This is a genomic window from Pseudomonas sp. GM25 (assembly GCF_000282255.1).
Classification (GTDB): domain Bacteria; phylum Pseudomonadota; class Gammaproteobacteria; order Pseudomonadales; family Pseudomonadaceae; genus Aquipseudomonas; species Aquipseudomonas aphyarum.
In genome coordinates this window covers 99,592-118,748 of sequence record NZ_AKJQ01000033.1, presented here as the reverse complement: position 1 = coordinate 118,748, position 19,157 = coordinate 99,592, and the positions used below count along the sequence as shown (strand labels likewise).

The 19,157-nt window shown below is 60.4% G+C and carries 19 protein-coding genes; 13 read left to right on the top strand and 6 right to left on the bottom strand.

Annotated elements, in window-relative coordinates; all coding sequences use genetic code 11:
* Nucleotides 1-71: 71 nt before the first annotated feature.
* The 3 genes from PMI24_RS10250 to PMI24_RS10240 are packed head-to-tail and all read left to right on the top strand — an operon-like array spanning nucleotide 72 to nucleotide 3,018.
* Complete coding sequence (locus PMI24_RS10250) at nucleotides 72-1,214, top strand: ABC transporter ATP-binding protein (protein ID WP_007953506.1); 1,143 nt, start codon at nucleotides 72-74, stop codon at nucleotides 1,212-1,214.
* Nucleotides 1,215-1,249: 35 nt separating this feature from the next.
* Nucleotides 1,250-2,131 (top strand): ABC transporter permease subunit, encoded by an 882-nt coding sequence (locus PMI24_RS10245; RefSeq protein ID WP_238553816.1) that lies wholly within the window; start codon nucleotides 1,250-1,252, stop codon nucleotides 2,129-2,131.
* The gene (locus tag PMI24_RS10240; protein ID WP_007953503.1) at nucleotides 2,128-3,018 is read left to right on the top strand and encodes an ABC transporter permease subunit; all 891 of its coding nucleotides are present in this window, start codon (nucleotides 2,128-2,130) and stop codon (nucleotides 3,016-3,018) included. Before PMI24_RS10245 ends, PMI24_RS10240 begins: the two co-directional genes overlap by 4 nt.
* Nucleotides 3,019-3,075: 57 nt before the next feature.
* Here the strand turns inward: PMI24_RS10240 and PMI24_RS10235 are convergent, their stop codons facing one another.
* Nucleotides 3,076-3,717, bottom strand: coding sequence for an HD domain-containing protein (locus PMI24_RS10235; protein ID WP_007953502.1), 642 nt, complete (start codon nucleotides 3,715-3,717; stop codon nucleotides 3,076-3,078).
* A gap of 190 nt (nucleotides 3,718-3,907) precedes the next feature.
* On the opposite strand from PMI24_RS10235, the gene PMI24_RS10230 reads away from it, so the two are divergent.
* Nucleotides 3,908-4,873: a GlxA family transcriptional regulator gene (locus PMI24_RS10230; RefSeq protein ID WP_007953501.1), complete on the top strand. Its 966-nt coding sequence runs from the start codon at nucleotides 3,908-3,910 to the stop codon at nucleotides 4,871-4,873.
* Between the two features lie 7 nt (nucleotides 4,874-4,880).
* Here the strand turns inward: PMI24_RS10230 and PMI24_RS10225 are convergent, their stop codons facing one another.
* Nucleotides 4,881-7,292, bottom strand: coding sequence for a penicillin acylase family protein (locus PMI24_RS10225; protein WP_007953500.1), 2,412 nt, complete (start codon nucleotides 7,290-7,292; stop codon nucleotides 4,881-4,883).
* 254 nt (nucleotides 7,293-7,546) lie between these two features.
* On the opposite strand from PMI24_RS10225, the gene PMI24_RS10220 reads away from it, so the two are divergent.
* From PMI24_RS10220 to PMI24_RS28785, 3 genes are all read left to right on the top strand, one after another.
* The gene (locus PMI24_RS10220; RefSeq protein WP_045121711.1) at nucleotides 7,547-9,934 is read left to right on the top strand and encodes an S-type pyocin domain-containing protein; all 2,388 of its coding nucleotides are present in this window, start codon (nucleotides 7,547-7,549) and stop codon (nucleotides 9,932-9,934) included.
* Entirely contained in the window at nucleotides 9,918-10,190 is a 273-nt protein-coding gene (locus tag PMI24_RS10215) for a bacteriocin immunity protein (protein WP_443200793.1), read from the top strand. The genes PMI24_RS10220 and PMI24_RS10215 overlap by 17 nt, the downstream gene beginning before the upstream one ends.
* Nucleotides 10,191-10,257: 67 nt before the next feature.
* Nucleotides 10,258-10,515 (top strand): bacteriocin immunity protein, encoded by a 258-nt coding sequence (locus PMI24_RS28785; protein WP_081493562.1) that lies wholly within the window; start codon nucleotides 10,258-10,260, stop codon nucleotides 10,513-10,515.
* Between the two features lie 21 nt (nucleotides 10,516-10,536).
* Here PMI24_RS28785 and PMI24_RS10210 read toward each other — a convergent pair whose 3' ends face one another.
* The gene (locus tag PMI24_RS10210) at nucleotides 10,537-11,112 is read right to left on the bottom strand and encodes a DUF6436 domain-containing protein (RefSeq protein WP_007953498.1); all 576 of its coding nucleotides are present in this window, start codon (nucleotides 11,110-11,112) and stop codon (nucleotides 10,537-10,539) included.
* A gap of 97 nt (nucleotides 11,113-11,209) precedes the next feature.
* On the opposite strand from PMI24_RS10210, the gene PMI24_RS10205 reads away from it, so the two are divergent.
* Complete coding sequence (locus PMI24_RS10205) at nucleotides 11,210-12,163, top strand: alpha/beta hydrolase (protein ID WP_007953497.1); 954 nt, start codon at nucleotides 11,210-11,212, stop codon at nucleotides 12,161-12,163.
* Between the two features lie 101 nt (nucleotides 12,164-12,264).
* Here the strand turns inward: PMI24_RS10205 and PMI24_RS10200 are convergent, their stop codons facing one another.
* Nucleotides 12,265-13,017, bottom strand: a complete 753-nt coding sequence (locus PMI24_RS10200; RefSeq protein WP_007953496.1) for a DUF2059 domain-containing protein — start codon at nucleotides 13,015-13,017, stop codon at nucleotides 12,265-12,267.
* A gap of 108 nt (nucleotides 13,018-13,125) precedes the next feature.
* On the opposite strand from PMI24_RS10200, the gene PMI24_RS10195 reads away from it, so the two are divergent.
* Both PMI24_RS10195 and PMI24_RS10190 read left to right on the top strand, forming a co-directional pair.
* Nucleotides 13,126-13,758 (top strand): 2OG-Fe(II) oxygenase, encoded by a 633-nt coding sequence (locus PMI24_RS10195; RefSeq protein WP_007953495.1) that lies wholly within the window; start codon nucleotides 13,126-13,128, stop codon nucleotides 13,756-13,758.
* Nucleotide 13,759: 1 nt separating this feature from the next.
* Nucleotides 13,760-14,245 (top strand): DUF523 domain-containing protein, encoded by a 486-nt coding sequence (locus PMI24_RS10190; RefSeq protein ID WP_007953493.1) that lies wholly within the window; start codon nucleotides 13,760-13,762, stop codon nucleotides 14,243-14,245.
* An 11-nt stretch (nucleotides 14,246-14,256) separates the two neighbouring features.
* Here PMI24_RS10190 and PMI24_RS10185 read toward each other — a convergent pair whose 3' ends face one another.
* Nucleotides 14,257-14,835, bottom strand: coding sequence for a transporter substrate-binding domain-containing protein (locus tag PMI24_RS10185; RefSeq protein WP_007953491.1), 579 nt, complete (start codon nucleotides 14,833-14,835; stop codon nucleotides 14,257-14,259).
* A 132-nt stretch (nucleotides 14,836-14,967) separates the two neighbouring features.
* Between PMI24_RS10185 and PMI24_RS10180 the strand changes: the two genes are divergently transcribed.
* A complete protein-coding gene (locus PMI24_RS10180; protein ID WP_007953489.1) occupies nucleotides 14,968-15,393 on the top strand; it encodes a DUF4399 domain-containing protein in 426 nt (141 codons plus the stop codon).
* Nucleotides 15,394-15,454: 61 nt separating this feature from the next.
* Here PMI24_RS10180 and serA read toward each other — a convergent pair whose 3' ends face one another.
* Nucleotides 15,455-16,684, bottom strand: coding sequence for a phosphoglycerate dehydrogenase (gene serA / locus PMI24_RS10175; RefSeq protein ID WP_007953487.1), 1,230 nt, complete (start codon nucleotides 16,682-16,684; stop codon nucleotides 15,455-15,457).
* 204 nt (nucleotides 16,685-16,888) lie between these two features.
* On the opposite strand from serA, the gene PMI24_RS10170 reads away from it, so the two are divergent.
* Nucleotides 16,889-18,283 (top strand): FAD-binding oxidoreductase, encoded by a 1,395-nt coding sequence (locus PMI24_RS10170; RefSeq protein WP_045121710.1) that lies wholly within the window; start codon nucleotides 16,889-16,891, stop codon nucleotides 18,281-18,283.
* Between the two features lie 40 nt (nucleotides 18,284-18,323).
* Complete coding sequence (locus PMI24_RS10165; protein WP_007953483.1) at nucleotides 18,324-18,989, top strand: fumarylacetoacetate hydrolase family protein; 666 nt, start codon at nucleotides 18,324-18,326, stop codon at nucleotides 18,987-18,989.
* Nucleotides 18,990-19,157: the final 168 nt, after the last annotated feature.

The window sequence follows — 19,157 nt, the reverse complement described above, 5'->3', positions numbered from 1 at the left end:
TCAACGTACAAACTATCCTGGGTTCGTCTTGCGTGGGCGAACTGCACTCTTTTTTTCTGGGAGTTTTGTAAATGGCAGTTGCCTCCGGCGCCTATAAGAAAGCCCTCGAGGGCGACCAGACACCGAAACAGGTGCTGGTCAAAATCGACCGGGTCACGAAGAAGTTCGACGAGACGGTTGCCGTGGACGATGTGTCCCTGGAAATCAAGAAGGGCGAGATCTTCGCCCTGCTCGGCGGTTCGGGATCGGGCAAATCCACTCTGCTGCGGATGCTGGCAGGGTTCGAACGGCCCACGGAGGGGCGCATTTTCCTCGACGGCGTCGACATCACCGACATGCCGCCGTACGAGCGACCGATCAACATGATGTTCCAGTCCTACGCCCTGTTCCCGCACATGACCGTGGCGCAGAACATCGCGTTCGGCCTGCAACAGGACAAGATTCCCAAGGCCGAGATCGACGCCCGCGTGGCCGAGATGCTCAAGCTGGTGCAGATGAGCCAGTACGCCAAGCGCAAGCCGCATCAACTGTCCGGCGGCCAGCGTCAGCGTGTGGCACTGGCGCGTTCGCTGGCCAAGCGGCCGAAACTGCTGCTGCTCGACGAGCCGATGGGCGCACTGGACAAGAAACTGCGTTCGCAGATGCAGCTGGAACTGGTGGAAATCATCGAGCGCGTGGGTGTGACCTGCGTGATGGTGACCCACGACCAGGAAGAGGCCATGACCATGGCCGAGCGCATCGCGATCATGCACCTGGGCTGGATTGCCCAGATCGGCAGCCCGATCGACATCTACGAAACCCCGACCAGCCGTCTGGTCTGCGAATTCATCGGTAACGTGAACATCTTCGAAGGCGAAGTGATCGACGACGCCGAAGGTCACGCGACCATTACCTGCAAGGACCTCGACCGGCAGATCTACGTCGGCCACGGCATCAGCACCTCGGTGCAGGACAAGTCCGTGACCTACGCGATCCGTCCGGAAAAACTGCTGGTCACCGCCGACCAGCCGACCTGCGAATACAACTGGTCGAGCGGCAAGGTGCATGACATCGCCTACCTCGGCGGCCACTCGGTGTTCTACGTCGAATTGCCGAGCGGCAAGCTGGTGCAGTCGTTCGTGGCCAACGCCGAACGCCGCGGCGCACGTCCGACCTGGGGCGATCAGGTCTACGTGTGGTGGGAAGACGACAGCGGCGTGGTACTTCGCTCATGAACATGCGCAAATTCAAACGCCGGCTCAATCGAATAATTCCCGGTGGCCGTCAGCTGGTCATCGGGGTCCCGTTCATCTGGCTGTTCCTGTTCTTCATGCTGCCGTTCTTCATCGTCCTGAAGATCAGCTTCGCCGAAGCGGACGTGGCCATCCCGCCGTACACCGAGATCTACACCTACGCCGAGCAGAAGCTGCAACTGCTGCTGAATCTGGGCAACTACGCGATGCTCGGCGACGACGAGCTGTACATCGCCGCGTACCTCGGCTCGCTGAAGATGGCGTTTTTCAGCACGCTGCTGTGCCTGTTGATCGGTTACCCGATGGCCTACGCCATCGCCAGTGCCCGTAAAGAGATGCAGACGGTGCTGGTGCTGCTGATCATGATGCCGACCTGGACCGCGATCCTGATCCGCGTGTATGCGTGGATGGGCATCCTCAGCAACAACGGCCTGCTCAACGGTTTCCTGATGAGCATGGGCCTGATCGACGAGCCGCTGCAGATCCTCAACACCAACCTCGCGGTGTACATCGGCGTCGTCTACTCGTACCTGCCGTTCATGATCCTGCCGCTGTACGCCAACCTGGTGAAGCACGACACCAGCCTGCTGGAGGCCGCTTCCGACCTGGGTTCGAGCACCTTCAACAGCTTCTGGAAAATCACCGTACCGCTGTCCAAGAACGGCATCATCGCCGGCTGCATGCTGGTGTTCATCCCGGTGGTGGGCGAGTTCGTGATCCCGGAACTGCTCGGCGGTCCGGAAACCCTGATGATCGGTAAAGTGCTCTGGCAAGAGTTCTTCAACAACCGTGACTGGCCGGTGGCGTCAGCCCTGGCGGTGGTGATGCTGGCGATCCTGATCGTGCCGATCATCCTGTTCAACCGCAGTCAGGCCAAGGAAATGGAGGGTAAAGAATGAAGCGCTTCCGTTTCTCCAGCCTGATGCTGGTACTCGGCCTGTTGTTCATCTACCTGCCGATGCTGATCCTGGTGATCTACTCGTTCAACGCCTCGAAACTGGTAACGGTGTGGGGCGGCTGGTCGGTGAAGTGGTATGTCGGCCTGCTCGACAACTCGCAACTGATGGGCTCGGTGGTGCGCTCGCTGGAAATCGCCTGCTACACCGCGATTGCCGCCGTGGCGCTGGGTACGCTGGCAGCCTTCGTGCTGACCCGCATCACCCGCTTCAAGGGGCGCACGCTGTTCGGTGGCCTGGTCACCGCGCCGCTGGTAATGCCTGAGGTGATTACCGGTCTGTCGCTGTTGCTGCTGTTCGTGGCCATGGCGCAGATGATCGGCTGGCCGCAGGAGCGCGGCATCGTCACCATCTGGATCGCTCACACCACGTTCTGTGCGGCGTATGTGGCGGTGGTGGTGTCGGCGCGTCTGCGTGAGCTGGACCTGTCGATCGAAGAAGCGGCGATGGACCTCGGCGCGCGTCCGTGGAAGGTGTTCTTCCTGATCACCATCCCGATGATCGCGCCGTCGCTGGCGGCGGGCGGCATGATGTCGTTCGCGCTGTCGCTGGACGACCTGGTATTGGCGAGCTTCGTCTCCGGCCCGGGTTCGACGACCCTGCCGATGGAAGTGTTCTCGGCCGTGCGTCTGGGCGTGAAGCCCGAGATCAACGCCGTGGCCAGCCTGATTCTGCTGGCGGTGTCGCTGGTGACCTTCCTGGTCTGGTTCTTCAGCCGCCGTGCCGAAGAAGCCCGCAAGAAAGCGATTCAGCAGGCCATCGAGGAGGGCGCTGCGGACTCGTGGAAGCAACCGGACGTACGCCGGGCGCCGACGCCGGAAGCGGCTTAAGTCTGCGGACACAAAAAACCTCGCGACCGAAAACGGTCGCGAGGTTTTTTATGCCGGTCAGGAAGCCCAGGGCGACTGACGAATCACCTCGACGAAGTTCATCGGCTTGAACCCCGGCGCCTGATCCTTCAGCACATCGGTCTTCACATTGCCGAACGTGGTCTGCGGACGATGGCGCAAGCCATCGGCGAACGCGCAGATGATGCACTCCTTGAAACCTTCGCCCCGTGGATGCGCATGCACCACCGCCTCGCGCTGCACCGTGGTGAACGCCGTGTAGTCCATGCCCAGCACGTCCATCTCGACGCCTGCGGTCACCAGCGCCACGGTCGGACGCAGATGCTTCGGTACGCCCGGTGTGGTGTGCAGGGCGATCGACAACCAGACCTGCTCAATGTCGTCGTCACTCAACCCGTACGGTTTTAGAAACGCGGCGGCTGCGTTGGCGCCATCGACTTCGAAGCGCTCGTCATCACTGCGGTGACCTTCGACCAGACCCAGGTCGTGAAACATCGCGCCGACGTACAGCAGCTCCGGATCGTAGGCCAGTTGCCGGCGCTCACCGCTCAAGGCTCCGAACAGAAACACCCGGCGCGAGTGGTGGTAAAGCAGGTCGGATTCGATGTCACGGATGTACTCGGTGGTGGCCCGGGCGAGGGCGCTGTCGGGGATCTGGATACCGGCGATGGTCGTGGTCATGTTGAGCTTCCTCGTCGAAAACGCCGTCACGGCGCTGATGGAGAAAGTCTGTTCCCGAGGGCAAAACCGGACAATCGATCCATGGCTGCGATCCTTGCCATTCCACCTGCAAATCGTGCCAGCTCGCTTCTGCGGCGAGGATTGGCTAGGGTTGGCGCTGATCCGCCATTCCCCGGGAGCCGACATCGCCATGAACAGAACCGTCGCCATCGTGGTGTTCCCCGGCGTGCAGGCGCTGGACGTCAGCGGGCCGATGGACGTGTTCGCCGAAGCCAACCGCTTCCTGGCGCCGGAGGATCATTACCGGCTCGACGTGATCGGTGTCGAGCGCGGGCCGATGGCGTGTTCCAACGGGCTGACCCTGAGTGCTCACCGACATTTCAGCGAAGCGCAGGAGGCTTATGACTTGCTGCTGGTGGCGGGCGGGCCGCAGTTGCCGTTCCTGGATTTCGGCGAGACGTTCGATGCCTGGCTGCGCGGGGCCAGTGGGCGGGCGCGGCGATTCGGCTCGATCTGCAACGGCGCGTTCATGCTCGCCCGTGCAGGATTGCTGGACGGGCGCACGGTCACCACCCACTGGAACGACGCTGAGGCGCTGGCGCAGTTGTGCCCGTCGAGCCGGGTCGAGGCTGATCGGTTGTACGTTGAGGATGGCCAGCTCTACACCTCGGCGGGGGTGACGGCGGGGATCGATCTGTCGCTGTACCTGCTGGCGCGTGATCACGGGGCCGAGGTGGCGCTGAGCGTGGCCAAGCGGCTGGTGGTGTTCACCCAGCGCTCGGGCGGGCAGTCGCAGTTCAGCCCGTTCCTCACGCCCCATGCCGAGCCGACGTCGGCGGTGGCGATGGTGCAGCTGTATGTGCTGGCCAATCTCACGGGCGACCTGACCATCGCCGACCTGGCGAACGCGGCGAACATGAGTGCGCGAAATTTCTCTCGGGTGTTTGCTCGCGAAGCGAAAGTCACCCCGGCGGAGTTCGTCGAACGGGCGCGGGTGGATGCGGCGCGGGTGATGCTCGAAAGCACCACGGCGCCGCTGAAGACGGTGGCGTATCAGTGTGGGTTTCGTGATGCGCAACATATGCGCAGCGTGTTCAACCGGCGGCTGGGGGTGACGCCGCAGCAGTTTCGGCTGAATTTTGCGGCGATGGTTTGAGCGGCGCCTATTGAGCCGCTCGCGCCGGCAACAGCTTCAGCGTACTCCGCGTATTCGCCGTAACCTCTTCCTCACTGAAATGCGCCTGCACATACATCCCGTCGACGTACGCTTCCGCCTGATCGTCATAGTGACTGTCGAACGGCACGCCGCTCTGGCCAACAGGGTTGATCGTCAGGCTGTGAGCCGGATCCGCGAAGTCCACCAGCCGCCGGGTCGACGGCCCGTACGTCACCGGCCACGGCGCGGGGCCGATCTTCGCCGAGAGGTTGTTTGGCACTTCATGGGAGCCCGGTGCGGCGAAGGGGCCGACGTTGAAAATGCGGTCCAGCGGTTTCTGCTGACCCAGCGGATGACCATGGGTCAGCGTGTGCGCCTTGCCCCATTGCCAGCCGGAAGCGTCGTCCCCGAGAGTCTGTTTCAAGTGCGCCATGCTTGCCCGCCATGCGGTGCGCACGGTGTCGGCGCGGGTCTCCTTGTTCGGCGTGCTGCGGTTGTCCCACCACGGTGAATCGGCATTCGCCGCGAGCCGGGGCAGGGCTGCATCGATCACCCGGGTCGACAGCAGGGTTTCGAAGAAATCATTGCCCAGCTCATCGCGCATCGCCGCGTCGGCGAGGTCGTAGAGGAACTGGTTGAACACCGTCGCACTGACCGAGTCCAGCGGATAGTCGCCTTGCCACTGAACCAGTTGCTCGACCAGTTTCAGCTGCGCAGGATCACTCACCACTTCACGCAATACCGGCAGTAACGGCGAAAGCAGGCGCGGGCCATAACCGGTGGTGGTGCCCAGTTGCAGCTTCTGGTTGGCTTCGTTGTCCCACTTCACGTTCTTGTCGGCGAGCTGGCGGTTGAGCTGCTGGCCACGGTCGGCGAGGTTGTAATAACCGGGAATCTCCATGCCGGTCGGCGACACGGGCTGGAAGTTGGCCGAGACGATATAGCCCCGCGCCGGGTTCTCTTCCTGCGGGTTGGCGCTGAACGGGAAGTAACCGTCCTTGTCCGTCTGATTGCCGCTGCCGTCGAGAATGAAACCGGGCTTCACCCCGGCCGGCCGCTTGGGCAGCAGGGCCGAGGCCCACCAGGCGATATCGCCCTTGGCGTTGGCGTAGACGATGTTCAGCCCCGGCGCCTGCACCTTGGCGGCAGCGGCACGAGCCTTGGCCAGGGTGTCGGCGCGGTTGAGCTGGTAGAAACCTTCGAGGATCGGGTTTGGCGTTTCGAGGAACGCCCACCACATCGCAATCGGGGTTTTCCCGGCGGCGCTGCCGAGGGCGTCGTTGACGATCGGCCCGTGGGGCGACTGGCGCAGGATGATGGTCACCGGCGTCTGGCCTTTCACCGCGATCTGCTGCTCGGTCTTGACCATGTCGGTCCACTGGCCGCGATACCAGACCTGATCCGGGTTATCCGGATTGACCTTCTCGGCGATCAGGTCGAGGTCATCGTTCTGGAACATGGTCAGGCTCCAGCCGAAATCCAGGTTGTGGCCGAGAAACGCAAACGGCACCAGCGCCTGATGATGGCCGTACAGTTCAAACCCCGGCGCCGACAACTGCGCTTCGTACCACACCGACGGCACCGAGAAGCGGATGTGCGGATCGCCCGCCAGCAAAGGCTTGGCGCTCTTGCTGTGGCTGCCGGCGATCACCCAGGCGTTGCTGCCTTCGAACTGCGGCAGACCGTTGTCGATCAGCGCCTGTTCGCTGACGCGGGCGAGGGTGTTCAGGTCTTTCCAGTCTTCGGCGGCGAGGGCCGGTGCGGTGCCGGCGTGGCCCTTGGCGAGCACGCCCTTGGGCTGCCAGTCGAGATCGAAGACGTTGAGGTAGTCGGCGCCCAGTTGATCGCGCACGTAGGTCAGCAGCGGTTCGGTGCGAAACGCGGAGGCAAAGCTGTAAGCCATGTAGCCGGCGACGCTGATGCTGTCTTCGGCGGTGAACGGCCGCTTGGGGATGCCCAGCACGTCGAACTCGACAGGGGCGGCGTGCGAGTCCTGATATTGATTGATGCCGTCCAGATAGGCTTGCAGGGCCTTCCACGCCGGTGACTGTTTGTCGAGGCTGGCCACGTAACTGGCGGCACGCTCGCGAATGCGCAGGCTGCGGAACAACTTGTCGGTATCGAGCAGTTTCGGCCCGAGCACTTCGGCCAGTTCGCCCCGGGCCAGACGGCGCATGGCTTCCATCTGAAACAGGCGATCCTGGGCGTGCACATAGCCGAGGGCGCGGTAGAGGTCGGTCTCGTTTTCGGCGCGGATGTGCGGCACACCGCGCTCGTCGTAACGCACGGTCACCGAGCCTTGCAGGTTGCGCAGTTCCACCTGGCCCTGACGCGTCGGTTGCTTGCTGTAGAGGTAACCGCCGACCCCGATGGCGGAAATGACGATCAGCAACGCAAGTACGGTCAGGCCTTTTTTCATGAAAAATCTGCTCCCTGTCGTTCTATTTATATGAAGGCATTGATGGTGCTGATCTATTTGAGGATCACAACCGGGATTTCATAACACAGTATTTCTTGAATAGGAAGTTTCCTTCAGGTTTTCGGGAAGTGCACTACAAGTTTGTTGTTGCTGCGTTTAACGGGGCGGGCCTATAAAAGACCTCGAGAAAAAGCAGAGGGCGAAAACAAAGTTCGCGAATTCAATACATGGAATAACTGACATGGAGAAGTCGTATGAGTGATATTGAAAATTATCTTGGACCTCACAGACAAACCGGGCCAGGCAGATATGAACTGGCCCCCATACCGGTTCGGGACAGGGCTCCGTCTCGATTGGGGCAGGGTGGGTTTTTCTCGGGAAGTTGGGGTTTGAATGAAGGACCGCATAGAGGAACAGGTCAAGGGTCTGGAAAACTTGATCCGTTAACTCCATTTATCTGGAATGATTTGATGCAGGAGCAACAGAATGCTCAGGCATATATTGATCTTGAGTACGCTGGAGTATTCAGCAATATCGGCGCGGCATCAAACAATGAAGTAGAGCAGGCCAGGCAAGCAGCCAGTGCTGGACTTTCTGCGGCTCAGAAGGTCAAGGCCGATCAAGAAGTAACTATTCAGGTTATTCATTCAAAGTTGTTGGAGTATCGGGCTCATACCGAGACCGCTTACTCGCTGTATGGACATAATCCATTTTTCCTGATGAAGGATTTGTCCTTCAAGAAGATAAGAGACAGTCTGGCATTGCCGGTTCCGGATGTTTCCGTCGCTTATGCGGCGATCGACAGGGCCTATCGCTCGGCAATGGAGCTCCGGCGCCTTTCGTGGGTGATGGCTATCATCGCCAATCAACTTCCGGAGTTGGCCACAAGAAGAGCCCAGGTTGAGGCCGCGACGCCAACCACGAGGGACGCCCAGCAGATTCTTTCTGCCGAAAGGCTATCCGTGGTGAATCTGGAAACGAATATCCGCCTGCACTTCCTGCCGGGTTTTCTGGTTGAAAAAATCGCCGCTGCAGCGGGCTCAACCGGAGGCAGTCTCTCCCAGACACTCACCAATTATAAAATCGCAGCGGACAGCATTCGTGCTGTCGAGCAGGCAGCCGTCCGGCCTTATGCAATCGCCAATCCGGCGATCAACGCCCCGTTGAGCAAGCCTGAGCTCGAAGCGCTGAAGAACCTGGTGGACTTGCAGGCCACGACCGAACTGGGCAAGCGCTGGCAGGACTATCACGCGTCACTCCTGCATTCGGAAAACGCCCGGCATATGGCAGCGGCGGCGGACGCATTTGCCGGTCTGATCGCCCGCGCCCAGGAGGCGGAGCGGTTGCAGGAGCAGATACGCGTTGCCCGGGAGCAAGAAGCCCGGCAGTTGCAGGAACAGGCACGTATCGCCGCGCAGGTTGAAGCCAGGCGTGTTGCCGATGAGCAGGCACGTATACGGGAGCAGGCTCGTATTGCCGCTGAAGCAGAGGCAAGGCGCCTTGCCGAGGAACAAGCACGCATAGCGGCAGAGGCCATTCGCAACGCCCATACCTTCCGCGCGCCAGGTGCCGCTTCGGCTACAGGGCCGTTGTTCATGACATCAGCCGGAGCCGTGGCGGTTGTCGAGGCCGCTTCGGCCAGTCTGCAAGCGGCCGTTCGCAGCGCCATCGCGGGGTTAGGCAGCCTTGCGGCCAGTGTCGGGGCTGGCGCGGTCGTCGGTGTTTCAGCGTTGGTCTACTCGTCGAAACTGGGCAACGGCGAATTGCCTGACCGTTACGCGTTCAGCACGCCGCTGTCGGACCTCGCACCAGATTTCGCACCCGATCTGCACGCCATCGCGGCGGCTGGCGGGACGGTTGATCTGCCTTTCCGCGTCAGTTCAAAGACCGACGCGAACGGGCAGTCAGAGGTTTTTGTCGTCAAGACTGATGGGCGGAATATTCCGTCGGCCGTCAGGGTGGTGGCGGCTGCCTACGACGCCGAACGCAACGTCTACACCGCGATCACCACCGATGTTCCGCCACGCACCCTGACGTGGACCCCGATCGTCAATCCGGGAAACAGCTCGACGACCTCACCGGCCGGCCAGCCGGATGTGCCTGCCTATACTGGCTCGACGGTGGTCCCGGTAGAGGGACGCCTCGATTCGTTCCCGGGCGTTTTCGAAGCTGGATTCGATGACTATGTGCTGGTGTTCCCGCAGGACTCCGGGCTGCCGCCGAACTACACGATGTTTCGGGATCGGCGGGAGGATCCGGGCGTCGCGTCAGGTGTGGGGCAGGCGGTATCGGGCAACTGGCTCGGGAGTGCATCGCAGGGTGAAGGCGCGCCGGTGCCGACGCAGATTGCCGATCAGTTACGAGGGCGGGAGTTCAGGAATTTTCGGGCGTTTCGAGAGGCGTTTTGGAAGGCGGTGGCTGGGGATCCGGAGTTGGCGGCTCAGTTTAAAAAGCAGAGTCTGTCTGCGATGGAAAAAGGAAAGTCCCCTTATGCACCTGAAAAAGAGTGGGCGGGCGAAACAGGGAAGTTTGAGCTTCATCACAAAATATATATATCGAATGATGGCAGTGTGTATGGTTTAGAAAATATCAGTGTTGTTACGCCAAAGCGTCACAAAGATATTCATGGCAGGGGATGGTGAGATGAGAGTTAGGTCAATTTCTGATTATACAGAACAAGAGTTCTTAGAATTTGTGATTTCAGTCTGTGACAGCGGCGCGCGCACGGAGGAGGATGACGTGAAGATGGTTTTGGAATTTAGGCGTTTAACAGAGCACCCAGATGGCGCGGACCTGATTTACTACCCTAGAGATGATAGAGAGGACAGTCCTTCAGGGATCGTTGAAGAAGTAAAAAAATGGCGGGCGGCAAATGGTAAGCCGGGTTTTAAGGAATAGTGATTTTTAGTTGAGGTCGTGCTCTTGCATATTTAGTGCAAGGGCACTATTTGATTTGGGTGGTGAGATGAAAAATAGGTTGATCTCTAGTTTTACTGAGAAAGAGTTTTTGTTGTTCGTTAAAGGTATATATGAGTCATCGTATTCGACTGAGAAGGAGCAAATTGAAGCCGTTTTTGAGTTTGAGAATTTAACAGAACATCCAGATGGATCGGATCTGATCTACTATCCAAAAGACGGTAGGGAAGATTGCCCTGAAGCGATTGTGAAAGAAGTTAAGGCGTGGCGGAGCGCCAACAGCAAGCCTGGTTTCAAAGTAGTTTAGTTTTGGAGTATGGCGAAAGTCTCACTCCCCACTCAACCACGGGCAATAACACCCAACCGCCAACGTATGAGTCGCATTGACCGGGCGATCATCACTCAACGCTTGCAGGATCGGTTCGATAAAACTGTTGCTGGAGTTGCACGTCAGGCCTTCGCTGTACGGGCCGAAGTACGCCAGTCTGCCGCTGCGGTCCCAGATCGCCACGGCCGGGCTGGCGGGAATCTGTTCGGAGCCGGGCAGGACCGCGATGGTTTTGAGATTGCTGAGGGTTGCCGGCAACTGGCCGTGGCTGCCAGCCTTCTGCACCGCAAAGAACTCCACGCCCTTGGGGCCGAACTGTTCGACCATCTCGGTCAGGTGCTGTTGGTTGCCGACGTTGCACGGGCAGGCGGGATCCCAGAAGTGCACCAGACGGATGTTGCCGGGGCCGGCGAGGTCGTCGGGCAGGCGCAACGGGTCACCGGAAAACACCGCGGTGTGTTCGCTGAAGGCGCGCAGGTAGCGGCCCTGAAACCAGTCGTACGCGGCCCACAGCACGCCGGCACACACGATGGCGAGCAGGCTGGCAAACAGTGCGGTGCGGTAGGGCGAACGCATGGTTTTCGATCCTCAGAGGCGCGCTAGCTTGCCATGCTTGCCGCGACAGATGAATATCGCAGGCCGATAAAGTCCGTTTACCGTTCTGGAATTGCCCATGTCTGTTGCTTTCGATCCCGATCATCTGCGTGCGAGCCTCAAGCCTCTGGCCGAGTGGCAGCCGTTGTCCGAGGAGGCGAAGGCGTATCAGCGGTTCTACAAGACCGACTTTCCGGAGCGTGATGTCTGGCGTGGCATGGGCCGGTTCGACATCAATGGCTATCAACTGGTCAGCCATTGCTGGTGGCCGGCGGAAACGGCCAGGGCCACGCTGTTTCTGGTGCACGGTTTTTATGATCACACCGGCCTGTACCGGCATGTGATCGAGTGGGCGCTGGATCAGGGCTTCGCGGTGATTGCCTGCGATCTGCCGGGGCATGGTCTGTCCAGCGGCGAGCGGGCGAGTATCCGCGATTTCTCGGAATATCAGGATGCGCTGCAAGGCCTGTTCGCCGAGGCGCGCTCGATTGCCCTGCCGCAGCCGTGGCACCTGTGCGGGCAAAGCACCGGCGGCGCAATCATTGTCGATCACGTGCTCAATCATGGTGAAAACAGCCCGGCGCAGGGGCAACTGATTCTGCTGGCGCCGTTGGTGCGTCCGCGTGCCTGGGGCTGGTCGCAGTTCAGTTATTACCTGCTGCGGCCCTTTGTCAGGGGCATCGCCCGACGTTTCAGCGAGAACTCCAACGACCCGGATTTCCTGCCGTTCCTGCAAGCCGATCCGTTGCAGCCGAAACGCTTGCCGACCGCGTGGGTCGGGGCGTTGTCACGCTGGATCAACCGGGTTGAATACGCGAAGAAAAGTCCGCGCCGGCCACTGATCGTTCAGGGCCAGGCGGACATGACCGTGGACTGGCAGCACAACCTGCAAGTGATGAAATGGAAGTTCGACCGGCCGCAGATTCTGTTGCTGGCCGAGGCACGGCATCACCTGGCCAACGAGACGGCGGAAATGCGCGAGGAATATTTCGAGTTCTTGAGCAAACGGATCAAGGGCCGGAATCACTCGTGATCCTGAGGGCCCCTTCGCGAGCAAGCTCGCTCCCACAATAGATCGCAATCCTTTGTGGGAGCGAGCTTGCTCGCGAAGGCGGTCGGTCAGGCAGCAGAGATCTATTGATTCAGGTTCGAGGTGCTCTGGCCCACGGCCAGCCCGGCGCGGATTGCTGCCAGTGCGGCCTGATAGTAGGCCTTGCCTTCGGTGGATTCGGCAAAGGTCGCGAACTCTTCCAGTTCTTCATCCGACAGGTCGCGATAGACGTACAGCAGCGTGTTGTTCAGATCGGCACCGATCTGATCCATCAGACGCTGGCGTTGACCATTCAACATGCCCTGGGCCTGACCGCCGCCGAGCAGGCCGGGGATCATCGAACTCAGGCTGTCCGCCGCCACGCCGGCAATCGCCAGGCTGACTTCGGCACCGGCTTCACGGGCGGGCAAGGCTTGGGCGAGGTGACCAATGATCAGCAAACGACTGTCGCTGGCCGGCATCTTCGGCAGGCCCTTGGCGTTTTTTGCCAGTTGATCGCGGCGGGTCGCCAGCAGTTCGGCGGCGACGATCTTCTTGCCCAACGGAGACTGAAAGAACGACAGGGCCGGTTTCGGATCGGCGAGGTTCTTACGCAGTTGCGCTTCGGCGCGTTGATCCACGGCCTGAGGGGCGAAGCGCTGGTTGCTGTTGTTCACCAGCGCCTGAAACACCGCCGGCGGCAGGCTGTTCTGGTAACGCTGCTGCGCGGCACTCAGGGCGTCGTTGAAATGCGCGCGTTGTTCTGGCCAGCCGGCGACCTTGTACAACTGGTCGTGGCCGTCCGCCCAGGCGGGCAAAACGCAGAACATCAACAGTGAAAAAAGCAAACGGCGCATAAGGACTCCTGTCGGCAGCCGACTATTCTCCGTGCGGTGCCAGTACTTGTCGAGAATTCGTATCAAGCCGCCGCGTGGCTCTGTCGGATTTCTTGCCGCAGGCATACTATGCGCGCCATGCAAATATCCTCTGATCACCCGCTGCTGTTACGTATCGTCGACGACCTGGCCGAGCGCGGCTGGTCGCAGCAGAACATTTTCCTGCCTGCGGATTTGACCCGCGCACTGGCGGCCGAGTGCCGCAAACGTGACGCCGAAGGTGAACTGGCGCCGGCGGGGGTCGGACGTGGCCCGTTTTCGGAGATCCGCGAGGGGATTCGTGGCGACCATATCCAATGGATCGACCCCGGTCAGGCCGAGGCCAGTGACCGCTACCTGAACCTGATGGACAGCCTGCGCGAGGCGCTCAACCGGGGCCTGTTCCTGGGGCTGGAAGACTTCGAGTGCCACTTCGCCCTGTATCCGCCGGGTGCTTTCTATCGCAAGCATGTCGACCGTTTCCGCGACGATGACCGGCGCATGGTTTCGGCGGTGATCTACCTCAATGACGGCTGGCTGCCGGAGGATGGCGGGCAGCTGCGCATGTACCTGGAGAATGACCGCGTTCATGACGTACAGCCTACGGGCGGTTGTCTGGTGGTGTTTCTCTCCGGCGAAGTCCCTCATGAAGTGTTGCCAGCCAGCCGCGAGCGGCTGTCGCTGACAGGCTGGTTCCGCCGCCGTGGCAACGAGCCGTTCTGAGATGCACAGGATTCTGGTCAGTCGCTGCCTGCTGGGCCATCGCGTGCGTTACGACGGTGGGGCCAGCGGGCCGTTCGATCTGCTGGAACAGTGGATTGCCGAAGGGCGCGTAGTGCCGCTGTGTCCGGAAGTCGCCGGTGGTTTGCCGACGCCACGGGCAGCGGCAGAGATTCCGGGCGGGCAGGGCAGCGAAGTGCTGGACGGACTCGCCTCGGTGATCACCACCGAGGGCGAAGATGTCAGTGCGCAGTTTCTCGACGGCGCGCGGCAGGCGCTGGCGCTGGTGCAGAAGCACGGGATTCGGGTGGCGGTGCTCAAGGCCAACAGTCCTTCGTGTGGGAATCTGTTGACCTATGACGGGACGTTCAGTGGGGTGAAGGTGAGTGGCGAGGGCGTTACCGCCGCGTTGCTGAAGCGCCATGGCGTACAGGTCTTCAGCGAACTCGAACTGCCGCAAGCCGCACAGGCCCTCAACTTGCTTGACTAGTCACGCTCACTTCAGTTTTCCGTAGCCTGCACACTCAACCACTTCTTCGATAACGCCTCCAGCCGTCCATCCGCCCTGATCCGCTGCAAGGCATTCTCCAGGCTCGCGTGAAACGCCGGGTTACCCTTCTGAAACGGAATCGCCAGATCCACCGGCGGAAGGACCTTCGGTTTCTCTTCCGTCAGCGCCTGCACCAGCACCAACGGCCGGGGTTGCTCATCTTTTTTCGCCAGCAATCGCGCATTGACCTGCGTGTAAGGCTCGCTCACGTCGAAACGATCCTTGAGTTCCGGGGTCAGTGCTATGTGGTTGAGCGCGACGTCGTACTTGCCGCTTTCAACGCCCTGGAGCAGATCGGCTTCGTCAGTGACGATGAAGTCGGCGCGCACATCCAGTTCGTTGGCCAGCAGTTGCCCAAGCTCGACCTCGAACCCCGTGAGCGTGTCGCCGTCCTTGAAATTGAAGGGCGGTGTATTAGCCTCAAGGGCTATGCGCAACTCGCCTCGGTCGTAGACGTCATCAATCAGTTCGGCGTGAGCCAGAGGGCTCAGAAGGGGAAGCAGGCAGATCAGGCCAGGCAGAAAACGCATGGTCACTCCTTTGAAATCGATATCGGCCTGTTTTCCAGGCTCGCTTTGCTATGGTTGTCGAGTGCCTTCGACAACGAATGGTCATGAAGTTGTCATGACCGTGCGGATTTTACGGAAAAACTGGAGAAGAAAATGAAAAGCTTTATGTCACGTGCAGCGTTGGCCGGTGTGCTGATGGGTGTTTCGGTACTGGCCAGTGCGGCCACACCGGCACCGAAGGGCGCCGAAGTGTTCATCGTTTCTCCCGAGGACGGAGCCACGGTTCCGCAGACCTTCACGGTCAAGTTCGGTGTAAAGGACATCGCGCTGGCACCGGCCGGTGACGTCACCAAGAACACCGGTCATCACCATCTGCTGATCGATGCCAAGGAAATCGTTCCGGCCGGCTCCGTCGTGCCGACCGACGCCAACCACATGCACTTCGGCAAGGCGCAGACCCAGGCCGACATCAAGCTCGCGCCGGGCAAGCACACCCTGCAGCTGGAGCTGGGTGACAGCGGCCACATGGCGTTCGATCCACCGATCGTGTCGAAGAAGATCACCGTCAACGTCGAATGACGTTTTCGCGTGCATGAAAAAGGGAGCCCGAAGGCTCCCTTTTTTGTCGCTCAACGCTTGATCAGAACAACACGCGGCTACGGATGGTGCCGTTGACGTGTTGCAGCTTCTCTTGCGCCAGCTCCGAGTACTCGGCGTCGACGTCGATCACCACGTAGCCGACCTTCTCGTTGGTCTGCAGGAACTGACCGGAGATGTTGATGCCGTTTTCGGCGAAGACCTTGTTGATCTCGCTCATCACACCCGGGATGTTCTCGTGGATGTGCAGCAGGCGGTGCTTGCCAGGGTGAGCCGGCAGGGCCACTTCCGGGAAGTTCACGGACGATACCGAAGTACCGTTGTCGCTGTACTTGACCAGTTTTTCTGCCACTTCCAGGCCAATGTTGGCCTGCGCTTCAGCGGTGGAACCGCCGATGTGCGGGGTCAGGATCACGTTGTCCAGGCCACGCAGCGGGCTTTCGAACTCTTCGTCGTTGGAGCGCGGCTCGACCGGGAACACGTCGATGGCGGCGCCGATCAGGTGCTTGTCCTTGATCGCAGCGGCCAGGTGATCCAGCTCGACCACGGTGCCGCGTGCAGCGTTGATCAGGATGCCGCCCTTCTTGATGGCGCGGATTTCCTTCTCGCCGATCATCCACTGGGTCGCAGCGGTTTCCGGAACGTGCAGGGTGACGATGTCGGACATGCCCAGCAGTTCGTGCAGGTTGCCGACCTGGGTCGCGTTGCCCAGTGGCAGCTTGGTCACGGTGTCGTAGAAGAACACCTGCATGCCCAGGCCTTCAGCCAAGACCGACAGCTGAGTACCGATCGAGCCGTAGCCGACGATGCCCAGTTTCTTGCCACGGATCTCGAAGGAGTTGGCTGCGGACTTGATCCAGCCGCCACGGTGGCAGGAAGCGTTTTTCTCAGGGATGCCGCGCAGCAGCAGGATCGCTTCGGCCAGCACCAGCTCAGCAACGGAGCGGGTGTTGGAGTACGGCGCGTTGAACACGGCGATACCGCGCTCGCGGGCCGCTTCCAGGTCAACCTGGTTGGTGCCGATGCAGAAACAGCCGACCGCGACCAGCTTCTTCGCGTGATCGAAGATCTCTTCGGTCAGTTGGGTGCGCGAACGAATGCCGATGAAGTGAGCGTCAGCGATCTTTTCCTTGAGCTGGGCTTCCGGCAGGGAGCCTGTCAGGTATTCGATGCTGGTGTAGCCCGCCGCCTTGAGGACGTCGACAGCCGATTGGTGGACGCCTTCGAGAAGAAGGAACTTGATCTTGCTCTTATCGAGAGAAGTCTTGCTCATCTGCGTAAACCTGTATCCCGGAGAAAAATGGCAGGAAATGGTCAACAGACATTGACCTGGACGACAAGAAAGCCGTCACCGCAGAACCGGCCTTGGGCACTGGCCTGCGGGGTCGGTATGCTAGCATAGCCACCCCGCTAAACACTCATTCCTGCGACGTGAAGCGTTCTCAGGATGACCATGAATTGTTCGAGAGTTCCGTCGATGACCAATCCTGCCCTGATTGATGAACTGAAGACCCTGGTCGAGCCTGGCAAAGTCCTGACCGATGCCGACTCCCTGAACGCTTACGGCAAGGACTGGACCAAGCACTTCGCCCCGGCGCCCAGCGCCATTGTGTTCCCCAAGACCATCGAGCAGGTGCAGGCCGTCGTCCGCTGGGCCAACGAACATAAAGTGGCGCTGGTGCCGTCGGGCGGGCGCACCGGTCTTTCCGCCGCGGCCGTGGCCGCCAATGGCGAAGTGGTTGTGTCGTTCGACTACATGAATCAGATTCTGGATATCAACCTGACCGACCGCACCGCCGTCTGTCAGCCGGGCGTGGTCACCGAACAATTGCAGAACGCCGCCGAAGAACATGACTTGTATTACCCGGTGGACTTCGCTTCGGCCGGTTCCAGCCAGATTGGCGGCAACATCGGCACCAATGCCGGCGGAATCAAGGTCATTCGCTACGGCATGACCCGCAATTGGGTGGCGGGCATGAAAGTGGTGACCGGCAAGGGCGATGTGCTGGAACTCAACAAAGACCTGATCAAGAACGCCACCGGTTATGACCTGCGCCAGCTGTTCATCGGCGCCGAAGGCACTCTCGGTTTTGTGGTCGAGGCCACCATGCGCCTGGATCGCTCGCCGAAAAACCTGACCGCGATGGTCCTCGGCACCGCCGATTTCGATTCGATCATGCCGGTGCTGCACGCCTTTCAGGGTCGACTCGACCTGACCGCGTTCGAATTTTTCTCCGACAAGGCCCTGGCCAAGGTCATGGGCCGTGGTGATGTTCCGGCGCCGTTCGAAACCGACTGCCCGTTCTATGCCTTGCTGGAATTCGAGGCGACCACCGAAGAAGTGGCCAACACCGCCCTGGAAACCTTCGAGCATTGCGTGGAGCAGGGTTGGGTGCTGGACGGCGTGATGAGCCAGAGCGAAACCCAGTTGCAGAACCTGTGGAAGCTGCGCGAGTACATCTCCGAAACCATCTCCCACTGGACACCGTACAAGAACGACATTTCGGTCACCGTCTCGAAAGTCCCGGCGTTCCTGCAGGAAATCGACGCGATCGTCGGCGAACATTACCCGGATTTCGAAATCGTCTGGTTCGGCCATATCGGCGACGGCAACCTGCACCTGAACATCCTCAAGCCGGACAACCTGAGCAAGGACGAGTTTTTCGCCAAGTGCGCCGCCGTCAACAAGTGGGTGTTCGAAACCGTCGAGAAGTACAACGGTTCGATTTCCGCTGAACACGGCGTGGGCATGACCAAGCGCGACTACTTGACCTACAGCCGCTCGCCGGTGGAAATCGAATACATGAAAGCGGTCAAGGCGGTGTTCGACCCGAACGGCATCATGAACCCGGGCAAGATCTTCGCGGTTTGATTGGCAATCCCTGATGAATCAATGAAGGCAGGAGTCGGTAATGAGCTATCAGCACCAGTATGTCGACGGTACGCGGATTCATTTTCCGCTGGGGAAAGTGGTGTGCATCGGCCGTAACTACGCCGAACACGCCAAGGAACTGGACAACCCGGTACCTACCGAGCCGTTGCTGTTCATCAAGCCCGGCAGTTGCGTGGTGCCGCTGGAAGGCGGTTTCAGCATTCCGACCGAGCGTGGCTCCGTGCATTACGAGGCGGAAATCGCCGTGTTGATCGGCAAACCACTGTCGACCAAGCCGAGCCGTGAAGAAGTGCTGGACGCGATCTCCGGTTTCGCCCCGGCGCTGGACCTGACCCTGCGCGACAAGCAGGCCGAGCTCAAGTCCAAGGGGCTGCCGTGGGAAATTGCCAAGTCGTTCGACGGCGCGGCGGTGATTGCGCCGTTCGTGGTGGGCAGCACCTTTGCCGACCTGACCGACATCGGCATCCGCCTGACCATCAACGGCGAAGTGCGCCAGGACGGCAACAGCAGCGCAATGCTCAACCCGATCGTGCCGATGATCCAGCACATGGCCGGCTGCTTCTCGCTGCAGGCCGGTGACGTGATCCTGACCGGCACGCCGGTGGGCGTCGGCCCGCTGAACGTTGGCGATGAGATCGTGCTGGAACTGCCGGGCGCCAGTCGCTTCACCAGCAGCGTTCGCTGACTGCAACTCTGAGTAAAACTGTGGGAGCGAGCTTGCTCGCGAATGCGGTAGATCAGTTAACGACGATGTCGACTGACCTGACGTATTCGCGAGCAAGCTCGCTCCCACATTTGTTTTTGTGTTGCAGCTCGCAAACACATAAGGCATTCCGGCCATTTGCCGTTTTTT

Excerpts from the sequence above, each read along its gene's own strand:
- PMI24_RS10180 (WP_007953489.1), top strand. The coding sequence starts at position 14,968 with ATGAAAAGCTTTATGTCACGTGCAGCGTTGGCCGGTGTGCTGATGGGT.
- PMI24_RS10235 (WP_007953502.1), bottom strand. The coding sequence starts at position 3,717 with ATGACCACGACCATCGCCGGTATCCAGATCCCCGACAGCGCCCTCGCC.
- PMI24_RS28785 (WP_081493562.1), top strand. The coding sequence starts at position 10,258 with ATGAAAAATAGGTTGATCTCTAGTTTTACTGAGAAAGAGTTTTTGTTG.
- serA (WP_007953487.1), bottom strand. The coding sequence starts at position 16,684 with ATGAGCAAGACTTCTCTCGATAAGAGCAAGATCAAGTTCCTTCTTCTC.
- PMI24_RS10185 (WP_007953491.1), bottom strand. The coding sequence starts at position 14,835 with ATGCGTTTTCTGCCTGGCCTGATCTGCCTGCTTCCCCTTCTGAGCCCT.
- PMI24_RS10220 (WP_045121711.1), top strand. The coding sequence starts at position 7,547 with ATGAGTGATATTGAAAATTATCTTGGACCTCACAGACAAACCGGGCCA.
- PMI24_RS10190 (WP_007953493.1), top strand. The coding sequence starts at position 13,760 with ATGCACAGGATTCTGGTCAGTCGCTGCCTGCTGGGCCATCGCGTGCGT.
- PMI24_RS10240 (WP_007953503.1), top strand. The coding sequence starts at position 2,128 with ATGAAGCGCTTCCGTTTCTCCAGCCTGATGCTGGTACTCGGCCTGTTG.
- PMI24_RS10165 (WP_007953483.1), top strand. The coding sequence starts at position 18,324 with ATGAGCTATCAGCACCAGTATGTCGACGGTACGCGGATTCATTTTCCG.
- PMI24_RS10195 (WP_007953495.1), top strand. The coding sequence starts at position 13,126 with ATGCGCGCCATGCAAATATCCTCTGATCACCCGCTGCTGTTACGTATC.
- PMI24_RS10215 (WP_443200793.1), top strand. The coding sequence starts at position 9,918 with ATGGCAGGGGATGGTGAGATGAGAGTTAGGTCAATTTCTGATTATACA.
- PMI24_RS10205 (WP_007953497.1), top strand. The coding sequence starts at position 11,210 with ATGTCTGTTGCTTTCGATCCCGATCATCTGCGTGCGAGCCTCAAGCCT.
- PMI24_RS10210 (WP_007953498.1), bottom strand. The coding sequence starts at position 11,112 with ATGCGTTCGCCCTACCGCACCGCACTGTTTGCCAGCCTGCTCGCCATC.
- PMI24_RS10225 (WP_007953500.1), bottom strand. The coding sequence starts at position 7,292 with ATGAAAAAAGGCCTGACCGTACTTGCGTTGCTGATCGTCATTTCCGCC.
- PMI24_RS10230 (WP_007953501.1), top strand. The coding sequence starts at position 3,908 with ATGAACAGAACCGTCGCCATCGTGGTGTTCCCCGGCGTGCAGGCGCTG.
- PMI24_RS10170 (WP_045121710.1), top strand. The coding sequence starts at position 16,889 with ATGACCAATCCTGCCCTGATTGATGAACTGAAGACCCTGGTCGAGCCT.
- PMI24_RS10250 (WP_007953506.1), top strand. The coding sequence starts at position 72 with ATGGCAGTTGCCTCCGGCGCCTATAAGAAAGCCCTCGAGGGCGACCAG.
- PMI24_RS10200 (WP_007953496.1), bottom strand. The coding sequence starts at position 13,017 with ATGCGCCGTTTGCTTTTTTCACTGTTGATGTTCTGCGTTTTGCCCGCC.